The organism is Pseudomonas sp. 1152_12, from assembly GCF_052850675.1.
The window spans coordinates 20,767-36,265 of the sequence record NZ_VXCW01000016.1 but is presented as its reverse complement, the minus strand read 5'-3'; the positions used below and the strand labels follow the sequence as shown (position 1 = coordinate 36,265).

At 60.3% G+C, this 15,499-nt stretch carries 16 protein-coding genes and 2 pseudogenes; 6 read left to right on the top strand and 12 right to left on the bottom strand.

Translation table 11 applies throughout. The features are described 5' to 3' along the window. Window position 1: 1 nt before the first annotated feature. The 4 genes from FW764_RS24615 to FW764_RS24600 form a co-directional block, all read right to left on the bottom strand. The gene (locus FW764_RS24615; protein WP_446436155.1) at window positions 2–208 is read right to left on the bottom strand and encodes a hypothetical protein; all 207 of its coding nucleotides are present in this window, start codon (window positions 206–208) and stop codon (window positions 2–4) included. A 109-nt stretch (window positions 209–317) separates the two neighbouring features. After that, on the bottom strand, window positions 318–1,499 hold the full coding sequence (locus tag FW764_RS24610; RefSeq protein ID WP_446436154.1) for a lysozyme inhibitor LprI family protein: 1,182 nt from the start codon (window positions 1,497–1,499) through the stop codon (window positions 318–320). A gap of 232 nt (window positions 1,500–1,731) precedes the next feature. Beyond that, window positions 1,732–2,277, bottom strand: a complete 546-nt coding sequence (locus tag FW764_RS24605) for a putative natural product biosynthesis protein (RefSeq protein ID WP_446436153.1) — start codon at window positions 2,275–2,277, stop codon at window positions 1,732–1,734. A gap of 62 nt (window positions 2,278–2,339) precedes the next feature. After that, window positions 2,340–2,723: a DUF2946 domain-containing protein gene (locus tag FW764_RS24600; RefSeq protein ID WP_446436152.1), complete on the bottom strand. Its 384-nt coding sequence runs from the start codon at window positions 2,721–2,723 to the stop codon at window positions 2,340–2,342. Between the two features lie 179 nt (window positions 2,724–2,902). Here FW764_RS24600 and FW764_RS24595 point away from each other — a divergent pair, with 179 nt between their 5' ends. The 4 genes and pseudogenes from FW764_RS24595 to FW764_RS24580 all read left to right on the top strand — a co-directional run bounded on the left by FW764_RS24595 (window position 2,903) and on the right by FW764_RS24580 (window position 5,870). After that, window positions 2,903–3,511, top strand: a complete 609-nt coding sequence (locus tag FW764_RS24595; RefSeq protein WP_431750637.1) for an SCO family protein — start codon at window positions 2,903–2,905, stop codon at window positions 3,509–3,511. Beyond that, a complete protein-coding gene (locus FW764_RS24590) occupies window positions 3,511–3,996 on the top strand; it encodes a copper chaperone PCu(A)C (protein WP_446436151.1) in 486 nt (161 codons plus the stop codon). Before FW764_RS24595 ends, FW764_RS24590 begins: the two co-directional genes overlap by 1 nt. A gap of 205 nt (window positions 3,997–4,201) precedes the next feature. Next, window positions 4,202–4,969: pseudogene (locus FW764_RS24585) on the top strand (lyase family protein); the annotation flags it as partial. A gap of 1 nt (window position 4,970) precedes the next feature. Further along, window positions 4,971–5,870: a DUF6161 domain-containing protein gene (locus FW764_RS24580; RefSeq protein WP_446436205.1), complete on the top strand. Its 900-nt coding sequence runs from the start codon at window positions 4,971–4,973 to the stop codon at window positions 5,868–5,870. Here FW764_RS24580 and FW764_RS24575 read toward each other — a convergent pair. Both FW764_RS24575 and FW764_RS24570 read right to left on the bottom strand, forming a co-directional pair. Then, window positions 5,867–6,196: a DHCW motif cupin fold protein gene (locus tag FW764_RS24575; protein WP_446436150.1), complete on the bottom strand. Its 330-nt coding sequence runs from the start codon at window positions 6,194–6,196 to the stop codon at window positions 5,867–5,869. The genes FW764_RS24580 and FW764_RS24575 overlap by 4 nt on opposite strands. Window positions 6,197–6,566: 370 nt before the next feature. Then, window positions 6,567–7,049 (bottom strand): GNAT family N-acetyltransferase, encoded by a 483-nt coding sequence (locus FW764_RS24570; protein ID WP_446436149.1) that lies wholly within the window; start codon window positions 7,047–7,049, stop codon window positions 6,567–6,569. 176 nt (window positions 7,050–7,225) lie between these two features. Here FW764_RS24570 and FW764_RS24565 point away from each other — a divergent pair, with 176 nt between their 5' ends. Then, on the top strand, window positions 7,226–7,561 hold the full coding sequence (locus FW764_RS24565) for a hypothetical protein (RefSeq protein ID WP_446436148.1): 336 nt from the start codon (window positions 7,226–7,228) through the stop codon (window positions 7,559–7,561). On the opposite strand, the gene FW764_RS24560 is transcribed toward FW764_RS24565, so the two are convergent. Beyond that, window positions 7,551–9,164: an ATP-binding response regulator gene (locus FW764_RS24560; RefSeq protein WP_446436147.1), complete on the bottom strand. Its 1,614-nt coding sequence runs from the start codon at window positions 9,162–9,164 to the stop codon at window positions 7,551–7,553. The genes FW764_RS24565 and FW764_RS24560 overlap by 11 nt on opposite strands. 114 nt (window positions 9,165–9,278) lie before the next feature. Here FW764_RS24560 and FW764_RS24555 point away from each other — a divergent pair, with 114 nt between their 5' ends. Next, window positions 9,279–9,881, top strand: coding sequence for a LuxR C-terminal-related transcriptional regulator (locus FW764_RS24555; RefSeq protein ID WP_446436146.1), 603 nt, complete (start codon window positions 9,279–9,281; stop codon window positions 9,879–9,881). Here the strand turns inward: FW764_RS24555 and FW764_RS24550 are convergent. The 5 genes and pseudogenes from FW764_RS24550 to FW764_RS24530 form a co-directional block, all read right to left on the bottom strand. Next, window positions 9,878–9,967, bottom strand: a pseudogene (locus tag FW764_RS24550) (GNAT family N-acetyltransferase); the annotation flags it as partial. The gene FW764_RS24555 and the pseudogene FW764_RS24550 overlap by 4 nt on opposite strands. Before the next feature lie 113 nt (window positions 9,968–10,080). Beyond that, window positions 10,081–11,571, bottom strand: a complete 1,491-nt coding sequence (locus tag FW764_RS24545) for an aldehyde dehydrogenase (RefSeq protein ID WP_446436145.1) — start codon at window positions 11,569–11,571, stop codon at window positions 10,081–10,083. 39 nt (window positions 11,572–11,610) lie between these two features. Continuing rightward, on the bottom strand, window positions 11,611–12,990 hold the full coding sequence (locus FW764_RS24540) for an APC family permease (protein WP_446436144.1): 1,380 nt from the start codon (window positions 12,988–12,990) through the stop codon (window positions 11,611–11,613). A 121-nt stretch (window positions 12,991–13,111) separates the two neighbouring features. Beyond that, window positions 13,112–14,494, bottom strand: a complete 1,383-nt coding sequence (locus tag FW764_RS24535) for an aspartate aminotransferase family protein (protein WP_446436143.1) — start codon at window positions 14,492–14,494, stop codon at window positions 13,112–13,114. Window positions 14,495–14,541: 47 nt separating this feature from the next. Continuing rightward, entirely contained in the window at window positions 14,542–15,381 is an 840-nt protein-coding gene (locus FW764_RS24530; protein ID WP_446436204.1) for a helix-turn-helix domain-containing protein, read from the bottom strand. Window positions 15,382–15,499: the final 118 nt, after the last annotated feature.

The window sequence follows — 15,499 nt, the reverse complement described above, 5'->3', positions numbered from 1 at the left end:
TTCAGCTTTTGCGCTGATCAGCCATCTCACGTTTTGGCCCAAACATGGCCCAGGCAATCAGCCCGAACAGCGGCACGAAAATCAGAATGACCAACCACAACCCCTTGGTCTCCCAGCCACCGGTGCTGCGCAATACAACGTTGATCGCCCACAATTCCAAGACCAGCAGAATGACTGCCAGAATGATCCAGATAGTTTCCAATTGCATAGCTCACCTCCTGAGGTCTATGCATTAGGTCAAGCAGATGGCCAGAGGGTTCCATCCGATTTGCACATGAGCACTCACGCCCAACAGCGGCTAGCCGCTCGCGTGCCACCTACTCGCCGCTTGACTCACCGATAAAAGCCAGGCGTTTTTCCAACCACTGGCGCACGATTTCGCGTGCCGCCACCTGCCCCTCATCAGCCGAAAAACCGCGCTCACGCTGCAACCACGCCGCCGTCACTTGCCGCGCCGGTTCTACGGCGGCCAAGGCCAGTGTGCGTTGTTCGTTCGACCAGAGTTTTTCATCGTCCCAACTGCGTATGGCGGACTCAGGATCTTCTGCGCCCTCCACCGGTTTGAGAAAGTCGCGCGGCGATACCGTCGCACGCAACGCCAGACGACGCCAATCGGCGTAACTCCAAAACCGGATCGTGCCGCTGTTGCCACTCGCCGTTGCGATGGCGGGGTCAACGCCTGCGTCCAATTGCTGCCACGCCGGTTGTTTAAATAGCTCACCTTGTGGCGCGCACAACGGTGCGAAGCTGTCGCGAGTAGAACCGTACAAAGGCCCGAAGGCTTCATAGGCGTCTGCGCCGTGCCGACTGAAGACAAAGCAGTGCACATACGCGCGCTGGTCGGCGAATACTTCGTACTGTGCACGCTCCACCATCATGCGCAGCAGTGTCAGGGTGATGCGATCAGGGCGGGTGATGGGGTCGTTGCTCAAGTCCTGGAAAACCTCCCACGGATAGCTGTCGGTCTTGAGTGCCTCGAGTACCTGCTGGCGTTTCTCTTGCGCTTGCTGCGCGGTTACGCCGCTCTGCGGTTCAAAATGTTGCAGGTACACCAACCAGGCCGCCGCCAGTTCATTCTGAGGAAAACGCCGCAAACCCTGCGCGGCCTCTGCCGGATGCTCGGGAATGCTGGCGATGATTGCATCCAGTTCGGCGGTGTCCGGCTGTGTGAGATTGCCGACTTCGATCAGTCGCTGGTTCAATAATGGCTGCAAGCACGCCGTGTTACTGCCGCAGGCGTCCCGCGTTTTCAACCAGGCTCTCTGAATGCTGCGTAACGTTTCACGTTGGGCGCCCTGGAGCTTTCCCAACGCACGCCGGTAATGCTCGCCGAGCGTGGTGTCGAGTCGGCTCAATTCAGGGTTGGCGCAGAGGCTAAGCTCGACGGGCGTCGAGGCCTTTTTACAGTCAAACGAGGCAGCCCAAGCCGGTGTCCCTGCACACAACAGCGCAACGGCCAGCCACATCGGCGAGCGAGGAGATTTAACCGAGTAATCCATCACATTTCTACCGCAGGTCCTTTCGAGGCGGCCATTGTGCCGCCCCAAGGCAGCGATCACAAAACCTCGTCTGGGCTCACCTCAAACCGCTCCCGCGCCTGGCGAAACCGCTCGCCGTTTTCAACCACCCAGTCCACAGCGGAATCATGTGTACCAGCAGCTCCGCGCCGTGACCTTCAACGCTCAGCAGCACATCGCCGCAACCAGCGTTGAGCATTGATTCGCGAGCCTCTCACGGCACCGGCAACCAGCCGCTGAAGCCGCCCTGGCGAGTCAGCGGGCTCCAGGCAAAGTCGGCTGCACTCACCGGCAATACCTGGCATTCGGCACCCGCAACGGCGGCGCCTTTCCAGTCGAAAATCCTCGAACTTTGCCATGCCAGGACCACACCCTGGGCCTGGCTGTCGTCGGTATTGATCCAACAGGCCGCCGCCGCCGCCATGAAGGCTTCGATCGGCTCATCATCGATCTGCGACCGATACGCCGAGCCCAACAGCCAGCGGCAGACGTTCAGGTGGTAGGTCCAATCCAGCGGCGGCTGGTTGCGATAAGCCCACGTCATGAAGCTGCGAAACAGGTTCAGCCCCTCCGGCGGGTCGAGCTTGAGCAGCGCCGGGCAGATATCGAACAAGGTGTGCCAATACGGCAATAAACGCGCATCCAGGTGCACGAAGCAGCGGGAATTGCTCGGGTATTCAGACGGCATCGGTTCCGCGCGCAGGCGACGGGACGCTTTGCTGACCAGGCGGCTGGCGCCTGCAGGCAATAGAGGGTTCATGAAACGCACTCACAGTCGTGACGACAAAACGCCTCCTGATCACAGGAAGCCCAAGGCACACGTCAGAATGCGGGGGAAGCGCGGGGGTTGGCCGAGGGCCAGGAGTAGCGTGGCGGGGCTTTGTTGCGTTGCTCATGAGTCGGTCGCGGGGCTTGCCCGAGGCCTAACAGCCAGGCCAGGCCGATGAGGAACACGAGGGCCACGGTTACGGCGGCGCATACCGGACAAGCAAAGTAGTTCAAGATATTGCTGGAAGACGGATTACCCAACCCTTTGTCGGAAACTGGCGCCTGGCTACCGTCCACCGAACAGAAGGCCCCACCGATGCCATTGAGCTGTTGCCCCATCATCTGCCCATGGCCCAAACCGCAGACGAACAGGTTCATCAGCACGCAAAAGTACAGGGCCCAGGCGATCAGCGAACGGTCAGGGTGGCTCAATTTCATGGCGGCGACTCTACCACCGAAGCGCCAATGGGATGAAGCATCGCGCGCACCTGTGGCAGAACGTCGCAGATTACGTGGGCTAGCCGGGGTTGGTAGACTGTGCGCCCGCATCATTACTCCTTTTCAAAGCCTGAAATGTGATCCAGAGCAATGCAGGCGTTTCACAGGATGCACAGTTGATGAGTACCTTATTCACCCGCCGCAAAGTGCTGACCGGTATGGGCCTGTTGGGCCTGGGCAGCCTGTTGGGCGGCTGTGACTACAGCCCCAAGCTGAACTTCAAGTACGGCAAGGACCTCAGTGACAAGATCATGGGCCGCACCTTCAAGCTCAAGAACACCGCTGGCGAAACCGTTACCTTGAGCTCGTTCCGCGGCCTGATGCCGGTGGTGTTCTTCGGCTTCACCCAGTGCCCCGCCGTGTGCCCGACCACCCTGGCCCGCGCCGCGCAGGCCAAGAAGCTGATGGGCCGCGACGGCGAGATCATGCAAGTGGTGTTCATCACCCTCGACCCGGAGCGCGACACCCCGGAACTGCTCGACCGCTACGTCAAGGCCTTCGACCCCAGCTTCGAGGCGCTGTATGGCACCCCGGAAGAAATCGCCGTGGCCGCCAAGGAATTCGGGATCTTTTATGAAAAGATCCCCGCCGGCGACACCTACACCCTGTCGCACACCTCGACCAGTTTCGTTTTCGACACCCGTGGCAACCTGCGCCTGGGCCTGTCGGCATCCCTTACCGCTAAAGAGTGCGCAGAAGACCTGCTCACCGTCATGGAGGTCTGCTAATGACTGCCGTTCAACACCTCAAGCGCACCCTCATCGGCCTGTCCCTGTTGGGCCTCGCCGCCCACGCCAGTGCCCAGGTACAAGTGAACGACGCGTGGGTACGCGCCACCGTCGCAGGCCAAACGTCCAGCGGCGCCTTCATGACCGTCACCGCCGACACCGACAGCAAACTGCTCAGTGTGGCGTCGCCGGTGGCCAAGGATGTGCAAATTCATGAGATGAGCATGAAAGACGACGTGATGCGCATGGGGCCGGTGAATTCGGTGGCCCTGCCCGCCGGTAAAGCGGTCAAGCTCGACCCGGATGGTTACCACGTAATGCTGATGGGGTTGACCGGGCAGATCAAGGAAGGCGACCAGGTGCCGCTGACGCTGACGGTGGAAAACGCCAAGGGCGAGAAACAGTCGATCGAAGTAAAAGCCGCCGCCCGCGCCCTGAACGATATGGGTGGCATGGGTGGCATGGACCACAGCAAGATGCACTGACCTGCCTTTTCGGCCGGTAGGCTTATTGTGGCGAGCCCGCTCGCCACAAGAGCTTCGCTGCCACATAAACTTCATACTCAAAACCTCTGCCTTCAACACTTTCTATATATTTTCAATCTATCCGCACACCCGCTAGCCTGATTCTGCCGCGTGCACCTCACAGCGCACGACGGCCCATAACTCCAAAAACAAATCAGGTATCTCTGTGAACACATCTCCCCCACGTGCGCTGAAAATCTGGCTTCACCTGGCTGTGGCCTTCGCCCTGTTCAACAGCGTCGGTGCTTATGCGGCCAATACCGGCGAACTGCCCTGCACCACTACCGAACAGTGTGCAGCCCAGGCAGCCAAAGTCGGGGCCACGCCTGACAGTTCAAACACCGACCACAAGGCCAAGAGCGACCCGACCCAGACCCAGTTCGCCTGGCTCAACCGCATCAACAAAGCCTCGATCGTGATGCTCACCGAAGAAGGCATCGTCAAACCCGACATGGGCCGCAAGATCGCCGGTGGCGTGCGCTACGCCATCGACCAGGCCGACCAGCCCGGCGGCACGCGCCCCAGCGATGTGCTGCAGCTGGAAAAAATCATGACCGATAAAATCGGCCCTGAAGCCTCGCTGATCCACTCCGGCCGCAGCCGCCAAGACATGCTCGCCACCTACCGCTTGGCCGCCCTGCGCAGCCAGGTGCTGGCCTACAGCGAGGCGCTGAATGCCACACGCCTGCGCTTGCTGAATATCGCCGACAAGAACGTCGACACCCTGGTGCCCGCCTACACCAACGGCGTGCAGGCCATGCCGATCAGCTACGCGCATTACCTGCTGGCCTTTGAAGCCGCGTTCGACCGCGATGGCCAGCGCATCCGCGAGCTGTATACGCGCTTGAACCAAAGCCCGATGGGCACCGCCGTGCTGGCGAACTCGGCGTACCCACTCAACCGCGAACGCCTGGCCGAACTGCTGGGCTTTGATACTGGACAATCTCACTTCAGATAATGATTGGAACCTTGGATATGAGGACGATGAAAATCTTTCTGACATCTGGATTTATAGCAACTCACCTGAAGCCATAAAGTGGATACAGCTAAATAAAACAAACCCTTCTGTTGCCGCGGGATTCTACGAGGCACTCTTTTTTAACAAATCTGAAAACCTGGCTAACTTTTCTGACTTATCAGGATACCTTACCGCTTACGAATTCAAGACTGCCTCCCAACACTCATTCACTAGTCGAGCGGCAGCCGAGAAAGAAGCCCTTTGTAAAAATCACGCCATCTCATCCAAGGCAAAATTCCGATTAGTGAAACAAGCAAGAAAAAAAATCGATGAGTTTTCAGAATGGCAAGATGAGCAACAGGATGCTTGGGCCGAAAGGCTCAGAGCCTTAGAATTCACTTATCAGGAAAAGCTACGCCTGGAAGGGCCCGCGGTATATTGGGCAAAAAAAGCGAGGGAACATGAGGTGCGTGGCTATGTGTGGGCCTCCATCCTTGGCGCAGTATTATTTTTTTCAGTTGTCGCGCTGTGGACCTCGTTTAATATTTGGCTAAGTGGTGACCATAAAAAAATAAATCTTAGCCACGTAGAAGGCGCATTAATATTCGTCGCTCTACTTTCCACACTGGCATTTTCCGTAAGGTCGCTCTCAAAACTTGCTTTCAGCGCATTTCACCTTCAGAGAGATGCTGAGGAGCGCGAACAACTTACTCACTTATACCTCACACTCAGCAAAGACACTGAAGTTGACGGCGAGTCCAGGAAAATCATTTTACAATCACTATTTAGCCGATCAGAAACAGGACTGATATCCAACGAATCAGGACCGACTATGCCTGGATTGACTGACTTGTTATCCGCGATCAAGAAAGGTTAATCCACAATAAACAGCTTCGCCCCACTGCGGGTGGATGAGCGATGGCCTTCCATGTCATTGCCCACCTGGTAACTCATCCCGGCCGTCAGCGTGAACTGGCGACCGTCTTCCAATTCCGTGTGCAATTGCCCTTCGAGGCATAGCAGCACATGCCCGCGCCAGCACCAGTGATCGGCCAGGTAACCGGGGGTGTACTCAACCATGCGCACGCGGGTGGTGCCGAAATGGCAAGTACGCCACAAGGCACTACCGGTAATGCCTGGGTGCAGTTCGGGTTCGACGGTGGACCAGTCGGTGGTGCCAAACGGGACAGCGGTCAGTTCCATGGTGGGCTCGGTCGTCAGTTAGCGTGGCACGACCCTATCCGCCTGGCACGCGCAGCGATAGACACAGATCGCCAGCTTTTGTGGGATACAGCAGCCCGTTCTTGTTATCCTGCCCGCCCTGCTCTCGTGGACGCGGACTTATGCAGATAGACCCCGCGTTCATCCTTGATGAAACCGAGCACTGGCGGCTCAACCATCACCTGGCGCAGACGCTGACCGATGGGGTAAAGCTGACACTGTTTGTGTAGCGCGAGGTGGGCGAAAACCCGATACCGTCGGTGCTTCAGGACGGTTCGGTTGGCCGGGTTATCGAGCGGCTACGCACGGCCTTTCAAGCCTGGCTGCAATCCCCTGAGGGCATCAGGGTTGGCTAGGTCGCATCCATAGCAACTAGTCGCTTGGCCATCGGAATACACGCCAGCGCCAGCCCGGACGGCGAGTGATACACCGCCTGCTTATCGCCCACATAGCCGCACGCTCTGTAGAAGCTCGCCGCGTTCAGCGTCGCATCCAGCACAACCTCTTCAATCGCCCGTTCCCGCGCCACCGCTTCCAAATGATCAAGCATCGCCTTGCCATACCCACGCCCGGCGAACTCAGGCAGCACAAACAACGCGCCTATTTCGTTGTTGTCGAGGTCAAGCATGCCGGTAATCACCGGTTCACCGTTCACCCAGCCCAGGTAAAACAGCTTGTCCATCAGCACGCTGTAGCCGTCTTCGGCGCGGCCACGGGTCCACAGCAGCATTTGTTCGCGGGTGTAGGCGCCGATGCATTGGCTGCGGATGGCCAACAGCCGAATGTCGAACGCCGCCTGGGCGTCCGCTTCGGTGGCGCGTTTGATCTCTAGCATTGCTCTCTCCGTCCATGACCTCATCGTGCCATTAGCACACGTGTGCTAATCGACCCCTCTACCTGGCGGCGCTATATTCTCCAGCACTTCCAACGCTCCCCCCGGCACCGCACACCTGTTGCGCGAGGGTGCGGTGCGCGTTGGAAAAACCATAACAACCCCAAGGAAGAAGCACCATGAACCTGCACTCCGCCGTTACCCGTCTCACCCTGCTTGGCGCCCTGATCATCGGCGTCACCGGTTGCAGCAACGTCAAGCCCAGCGAAGACCATCTCAAGACGCTGTCGGAAACCAACCTCGGTGAACCGGTCAAGCGTATCTCCAATGTTCGCAGCGACTCCATGACCACCTACTACATCGCCAGCGCCGCCTCCGGCGATTACAACTGCTCCGTGCCCAGCGGTGCCAGCGGTGGCATGTTTGCCGTGGCCAGCTTTGGCCTGATGAAGCCTGCCGCCTACTGCCAGCCCAAGGGCGCGCGGGGCAATGGCTTGACGCCGTTTAACCAGTAACGCCCGATTGGCTGAGGTCCCGCAGGGTGCCGCGCAGTTCTGCGGGCCGCACCGGCTTGGAGAGAATCGCGATCTGACGGTCGTGCAAGGCGGCCTGGATTTTTTCCACGTCGTGGCCGGTGAGGATCAGCGCCGGCACCGCCCAGCCGCGTTGCTGGCGCAGGGCGTCGATGCACTCGATGCCGGTGGCGTGGTTGCCCAGGTCGTAGTCGGCGACGATGATGTCGCAGTCGCTGACCAGGCCTTGCCCACTGGATTCGGCCTGTACCTCGCAGCCCCAGCGCTCCAGCAAGGCCTGGGTGGCCAGCAGCACGTTGTGGTCATCTTCCACCAGGCAGACTTTCAAACCGGTCAGCAAGCCGGCCTGACGCGCATCGTCGCGCGCAGCCGGTTGGCGAGGCGCCGTCGCCAATGCCAGGCCATGCAGGCTCACGGAGGTGCCATGGCCCACCCTTGAACGCAGGCTCACTTGCATGCCCATCAACTGCCCTAGGCGCTTGACGATGGACAGCCCCAGGCCCACGCCTTCGACGTCCTTGTCACGCAGTTGGCGCACCCGATAAAACTCTTCGAAGACCTTCGCCTGATGCTCCTCAGCAATACCGCGCCCCTGGTCATGCACCTCCAGCGACACCCCGGCGTTGCGAACGCGCACGCCGATCAGCACGGGCCGTTGTGCGCCGTATTTAAAGCAATTGGAGAGCAGGTTTTGCACCATGGTCGCCAGCATCGCGGGGTCGACCTGCACCCAATACGCACACGGTCGCAGGCGCAGTTCCACGCCGGCCCAATGCGCCGCCTCAGCGTGCTGGCGCACCAGGTCGGCGAGGAAGTCGCCCAGGTGAAGCACTTGGTACTTGGGCAGCAGTTTGCCGTTGTCGAGGGTGTAAAGGTCCAGGATCGAACGGAACAGCTGCGACACGTTGAGCAGCGAACGGTCGATATTGTCCACCAACCGCTGCTCGTCATCGCCGAGCGGTGCTTCACGCAAACACGCGGTGAACAGGCCGATGGAGTGGATCGGCTGGCGCAGGTCGTGGCTGGCCTGGGCCAGGAAGCGCGATTTCTCCAGGTTGGCGGCGATGGCTTCTTCGGACGCCTTGCGCGTGCGCTCGAGCAAAATATGCGCGTACACCGGAATCACCGTGCTGGTGATCATCAGCATCAGCACCATGAACGGCTGTGCCTGCCACAGTGGCGTCAGCCGGTACACGATCAGCAGCGCGAGCAACGCCAAACCCGTGGCAATCGCCAGGTAGCGCGAGCCGTAACGCATGCCGTTGCCGAGGTTGACCCACACCATCACTGCATACAGGGGCAACGCCGCCTCACCGCCCACTACCAGCCCGAACGAGGTGCCGGTGTAGTCGTGAATCATGCCCAAAACCCGCCGCGCCGGGTAATGCCCGGGCCAGCGCGCGATCACCTGACGCAACGCGATGGACACCAGCAGGAACGCGACGATGTACAGGATCACCGGCAAGTAGGTGTCTACCGACTCGCCTGGCAAAAAGCCCAGCGCGCCGATGTAGACAATGGCGATGGCGGCCACCACGATGCGCAGGTTGGCCTGGTCGAGTTCGGAGTTGGTCTCATGGCTCATGGGAAACGTCCTTGTGCGGCATTCAATCTATGCTTTACGCGCCAGAGGCGTCGCTGCGGCGCGGTGCTAAAGTAGCATGCCAATGCCCACCTATGCCCCAGGAAGGAGCAGACCATGACCGGCCGGATCATCATCGCCGACGACCACCCGATGTTTCGCGAAGGCATGCGCCGCACCGTACAGCGCCTGCTGCCCGAGGCCGTGGTGCAAGAGGCCGGCGACCTGGACGCGGTGCAGGCGCTGCTGCGCGAGGGCGGCGACCTCGACATGCTGATCCTCGACCTGCGCTTCCCGGGCCTGACGTGCATGAGCCAGTTGGCCGAGCTGCGCCAGCAACTGCGGCGCACCACCTTGATCGTGGTGTCGATGGTCGATGACACGGCGCTGATCGATCAGGTCATGGCCTTGGGCGCTGACGGCTTTATCGGCAAAAACATCACCCCCGATGAAATCGGCCAGGCCCTGTTGGCGATCCGCGAAGGCGAAGTGCTGGTCAAGTTTTCACCCTCCGGCCTGCTGCCGCTGGACACCCACACCCTCACCGTGCGCCAGCAACAAGTGCTGCGCCTGATTGCCCAAGGCAAGACCAACAAGGAAATCGCCAAGGCCCTGGCGATCTCGCCGTTCACCGTGCGCATCCATGTGTCGTCGCTGCTGCGCAGTTTGAAAGTGCCCTCGCGCGCGGCGGCCGCGGTCAAGTATTCAGGGGAGTTCTAGACGTTCTCATGGCCTGGGCGGGTGAAGGAATAGCGGTCGATATCAGCGCGCGGTTTCCAGCCCTGCCGTTGCCAATACTCGTCGGCGCGCATTACGCGAAGGTTGGCCATGCTGTTAAAACCCGTTGAGTTCCAGTGAAGTGTGCGGGCACCAAAGCCGATCGTGCCCCCGTGAATACCCGACCGGATGACCACTTGAGTCAGCGCAGTTGAAACCAGGTGGTTTTCAACTGGGTGTATTTGTCGAATGAATGCAGCGACAAATCACGACCGAACCCGGACTGTTTGCCGCCCCCGAACGGCACCGCGACATCCAGGGCATCGACGGTGTTGACCGACACCGTGCCGGCATTCAAGGCCCGCGCGACACGGTGGGCGCGGTTGAGGTCATCGCTCCACACCGACGCCGCCAAGCCATAGACGCTGTCATTGGCCTGCTGGATCGCCTCCTCTTCGGTGTCAAACGCGCTGACGGCCAGCACCGGGCCGAACACTTCATCACGCGAGAGGGCCATGTCGCGGGTCACGTCAGCAAAAATGGTCGGCTGGATGAAGTTGGATGAACCATTGATGACCAGTTGTTCGCCGCCGCACAACAGCTTGGCACCGTCGCCTTGAGCCTGGCGGATGGCGTGCATGATGCGCGCAGTTTGTTCACAGTCGACGATGGCACCGGCAGCGCTGCCGGGGTCCAACGGGTCAGCGGGCATCCAGGCGCGTGACTTGGCAATCAGGCGCTCAACGAATTCGTCATGGAGAGTGCGCTGCACGTACAGCCGCGAGTTGGCCGAACACACTTCGCCCTGGTTGAAGAAAATCCCGAAGGCGGCCTTCTCTGCCGCCAGGTCCAGGTCCTGGCAGTCGTCAAACACCAGGCTTGGGCTCTTGCCGCCACACTCCAGCCACACCTGCTTCAAATTGGACTGCGCGGCATACTGCATAAAGTATTTGCCCACCTGGGTGGAGCCGGTGAACACCAGCCCATCCACGTCAGGGTGCAGCCCCAAGGCCTTGCCGGCACTTTCGCCCAGGCCCGGCACGACGTTCAGCACGCCTTCCGGAATGCCGGCTTCCAAGGCAAGTTGAGCCAGGCGCAAGGCGGAAAAAGGCGACTGTTCAGCGGGTTTTAATACCACGCTGTTACCGGCCGCCAACGCCGGTGCGAGCTTCCAGGCGGCCATATCGAGGGGGAAATTCCACGGCACCACGGCCGCAATCACACCCAGCGCTTCACGCGTGATGGTCGCCAGCGCGTTGCGTGCGGTGGGCGCGACTTGATCGTAAATTTTATCGAGGGCTTCGCCGTACCAGGCGAATACATTCGCGGCGCCGGGCACGTCAATGTTGTAGGCATCCATCACCGGCTTGCCCATGTTCAATGAGTCGAGCAACGCCAGCTCTTCGCGGTGGGTCATCAACAACTCGGCGAGCCTGATCAGAATTTTCTTGCGTTCCACCGGCGGCATGCGCCGCCAAGGGCCGGTGTCGAAGGCCTGGCGCGCGCTGCGCACGGCCAGGTCAACCTCGGCCTCACCGCAGGCGGCGACACGCGCCAGCAGCTGATTGTTGGCCGGGTTGATGGCGTCGAACGTGCTACCGCACGCCGCGTGCACTGGTCGGCCCGCGATCATGGCGGTGTCGATGAAGGTCTGGCGGGCAACACGCTGTTGCCAGTAAGTAAGGTCGAACACGGTGTACTCCCAATCAATAGCGATGGATAGGCGCAAAGGTTATTCAGCGATCTGCAGTTCCGGCATTTTCACGCGCAAGCCTTTCGTGATGCCCAGCAAACAGATGAGGCCAGCCCCCATCCAGCACAGGCCGATCGTGAACGACAGGCTGGACAGGCTGGTCCACAACCAAATCGTGCTGAGGAACCCCAAGCCCGGCAGTGCGGCGTACAGCAGGTAATTGCGGGTGCCGCGTAATTTCTGGTCGACCAGGTAATGCTTGATCACTGCCAGGTTCACCGCCGAGAACGCGAACAACGCACCGAAGCTGATCATGTTGGCCACGGTGTCCAGGGTGATGAACAAGGCAATCAACGAGAACAGGCTGACCAGCACAATCGCCGTGGCCGGCACGCGTTTTTTCGTCACCAGTTTGCCCAGCACCCGCGGCAGCGCGCCGTCGCGCCCCATGGCGAACAACACCCGCGACACACTGGCCTGGGAGACCATCGCCGAGGCGAAACAGCCCGCCACATAGGTGGCGGTAAAAGCCGTCACCAGCAGTTCACCGCCCACGCGGCGCATCACGTCGACCGACGCCGAATCGGGGTCGACAAAGCTGTTCCATTGCGGGAACACCAGTTGCGCGAAATACGACACCAGCAAAAACAGCAGGCCGCCAAACAGCGATACCACCATGATCGCCAGCGGGATGGTGCGGCGCGGGTTGGGGGTTTCCTCGGCCATGGTCGACACCGCATCAAAACCCAGAAAGGACAGGCACAGCACCGCCGCGCCCGCCATGATCAACGAGGGGCTGAAACCCTCATGGTGGAACGGCGCCAGCAGTGAAACCGGCGCGGGCTGCCCGCTGAGGGTGTGCACCGACAACGCCACGAACACCACGATGAACACCAACTGGGCGACGATGAGTATCCAGTTGACCCGGGTGATGGACTCGATGCCCACCAGGTTCAGCGCCGTGACCAGCGCAATCGAGCCGAGCACCCACACGGAAGTGGGCACGCCGGGGAAGTATTCGGACAGGTAGATGCCAATCAGCAAATAACTCAGCAGCGGCAAGAAGATGTAGTCGAGCAGCAAGGTCCAGCCGGCGATAAAGCCGAAATACGCGCCAAACGCCTTACGGGTATAGGAATACACCGAGCCGGAGAAGGGATGCGCCTGCACCATGCGCCCATAGCTGTAGGCGGTCAGCAGCATCGCCGCGAGGGTCAGCATGTACGCGGTGGGCAAGTGCCCCTTGGTCATCTGGGTCACCAGCCCATAGGTGGTAAACACCGCCAGCGGCACCATGTACGCAAGCCCAAACAGCACCAGCCCGACCAGCCCCAGCGGTTGCCGAAAGCGGCGAGACGACGCGGTTTTGAGGGGTGCCTGATGAGAGGGAGTTTCGGCCACGCTTGTTATTGTATTCATGGATGACTCCTGGAAATCGCGATGCAGGCTGTCGCGGCAGTCGAGGGCATCGACTGCCGTTCAAGCGTTGTCTGAAAGAGGGTGCTCACCACCCCGCACGCAGGGTGGTGAACAGGTCACTTCACAGCTTTCCCGCGATCCGTGCGGTTCGGTCCACCGCGATACGGGTCTTGTCAACCAGCTCGTCCAGCTCCGCGCGCGTGGCTACCAGAGCTGGCGCCATGATCATGCGCCCGAGGGTGGAGCGGATGATCACGCCCTCTTCAAAACCAAAGGTGCGGCACTGCCAGGCCAGGTCGTTTTCATGCTCGAAACGTTTGCGCGTGGCCTTGTCTTCCACGAACTGCAAGGCCCCGAGCAAGCCCGCGCCCTGGATCTCGCCGACCATCGGGTGGTTGCCGAACACTTCGCGCAGGATTGTTTGCAAGTACGGCCCGGTGTCGTCCTTGACCTGACGCACGATGCCTTCATCGCGCAGGGCCTTGAGGTTGGCCAGCGCCACCGCCGCCGCCACCGGGTGGCCGGAATAGGTCAGCCCGTGGGCGAACACCCCGCCCTGCTCCACCAGCGCCTCGGCGATGCGCTTACTCAACACCAGGCCGCCCATCGGCAAGTAGCCGGAGGTCAGGCCCTTGGCGATCGACAGGGTATCCGGCTCAAAGCCGAAGTGTTGGTGGGCGAACCATTCGCCGGTACGGCCAAAGCCGCCAATCACCTCGTCGGCGCACAACAGCACGTCGTATTGGCGGCAAATGCGCTGAATCTCGGGCCAGTAGCTGTCCGGCGGGAAAATCATCCCACCCGCGCCCTGGAACGGTTCGGCGATAAAGCCCGCGACGTTTTCGGCGCCCAGCTCGAGGATTTTTTCTTCCAGTTGCAAGGCGCAGCGGCGGCCAAACTCGGCCGGCGTGAGCTCACCGCCGTGTGCATACCAGTAAGGCTCGTCAATGTGCGCGACGTCGGGAATCATCCCGCCCATCTCGTGCATGAACTTCATGCCGCCCAGCGCGGACGCTGCCAGCGTGGAGCCGTGGTAGCCGTTCCAGCGGCCGATCATGATCTTCTTCTGCGGCTGGCCGACCACTTGCCAGTAGCGGCGCACGGTACGGATCAACACCTCGTTGGCCTCGGAGCCGGAGTTGGTGTAGATCACGTGGCTGTAGTGAGCCGGCAACAGGCTGAAGAGCAGTTCCGACAGTTCGATCACCGCCGGGTGGGTGGTGTGAAAGAACATGTTGTAGTAGGCCAACTGGTCCATCTGCGCGGCGGCGGCGGCGGTCAAATCGCGGCGGCCATAGCCCAGTTGCGTGCACCACAGGCCCGACATGCCGTCCAGGTAACGCTTGCCTTCGTTGTCCCACAGGTACAGGCCCTCACCGCGCACCATCACGCGCGGGCCTTCGGCATTCAGCGCCTTTTGATCGACAAACCCATGGATATGGTGGGCTGCATCAGAGCGCTGATAATCCTCGGTGCGACGCTTCAATTGGGCGGGTACATTCATGACATGTCTCTCTTATTAGTGATGACGCAAGGAGGAGCAACGCCGGCTCAGCGGTGCTTGCTCATGTAGCTTTCAAGCGGGTCTTTGCTCAGCACGCCCTGGGCTTCGGCCAAGGAATCGATGAACAGCGCGAACAGTTCCGATTGCGCGCCGATATCCAGCTTGGTGTAGATGTGTTTGCGGTGGGACTTGATGGTGTCCTCAGACACGCCAAGGCGCTCGGCCAATGAGCGCGTGGAATGCCCGCGCAAGATCAATTGGGCGATGCCGCATTCACGCTCGGTCAATATCGACGAACCGAAGTTGTTCAACGCCGAGTGAATGCGCTGTTCCAGCACGTTTTCGAAACGCGCGCCCAGGGCATCCAGACCCACGAAGTGCTTGCCCAGCACCGCCAGCACCCACGGGGCGATGCGCTTGAATTGCAGCGTAGTGGCGGCGTCGAGCTTCTGCGTAAAGGCCAGTGACACCGCCAGGCTTGAGCCATTGCTCGATTGCAGGATGTAGTTGAGTTCATCCTCCAAGTGCGAGTGCCGGTAAAACGACTGGAAGTATTCGGTGAGCTCGAAATGGTCGGGGGCGACGTCGGCAAGGGCGTAACAGCCGGAGCTGACGCCCTCCACACACGCGCCATAAAAGGGGTCGAGCAAATAGAAACCCGACAGGTACTGGCGCACATTGCCTTGGGGCAACCATGGCCCTTCCAGTTCGAACAACGCACTGGGCATGCCGCCGCTCGGGTAGAAATACAGCGTGGTGGCCTGGATCGGCTGCAGGAACCCGAGGGCCTCGAACAAGGTTGCGGCGAACCCCGACTGGCCGAGGCTGTCGGTCACTTGGGCCATGTGTTCGAACCATTGCGCAGAAGAAAGCCGGTCGTTTTCCACTTCGAAGACTCGCGTTAAGAACTGCAAGGATGGTCACACACCCTGCCCCTCCTCGAAATCACCCGATAGGGTGAGCCTGCATTCGATATTTATGCTCTGTTCAAAGCTTAATAATATT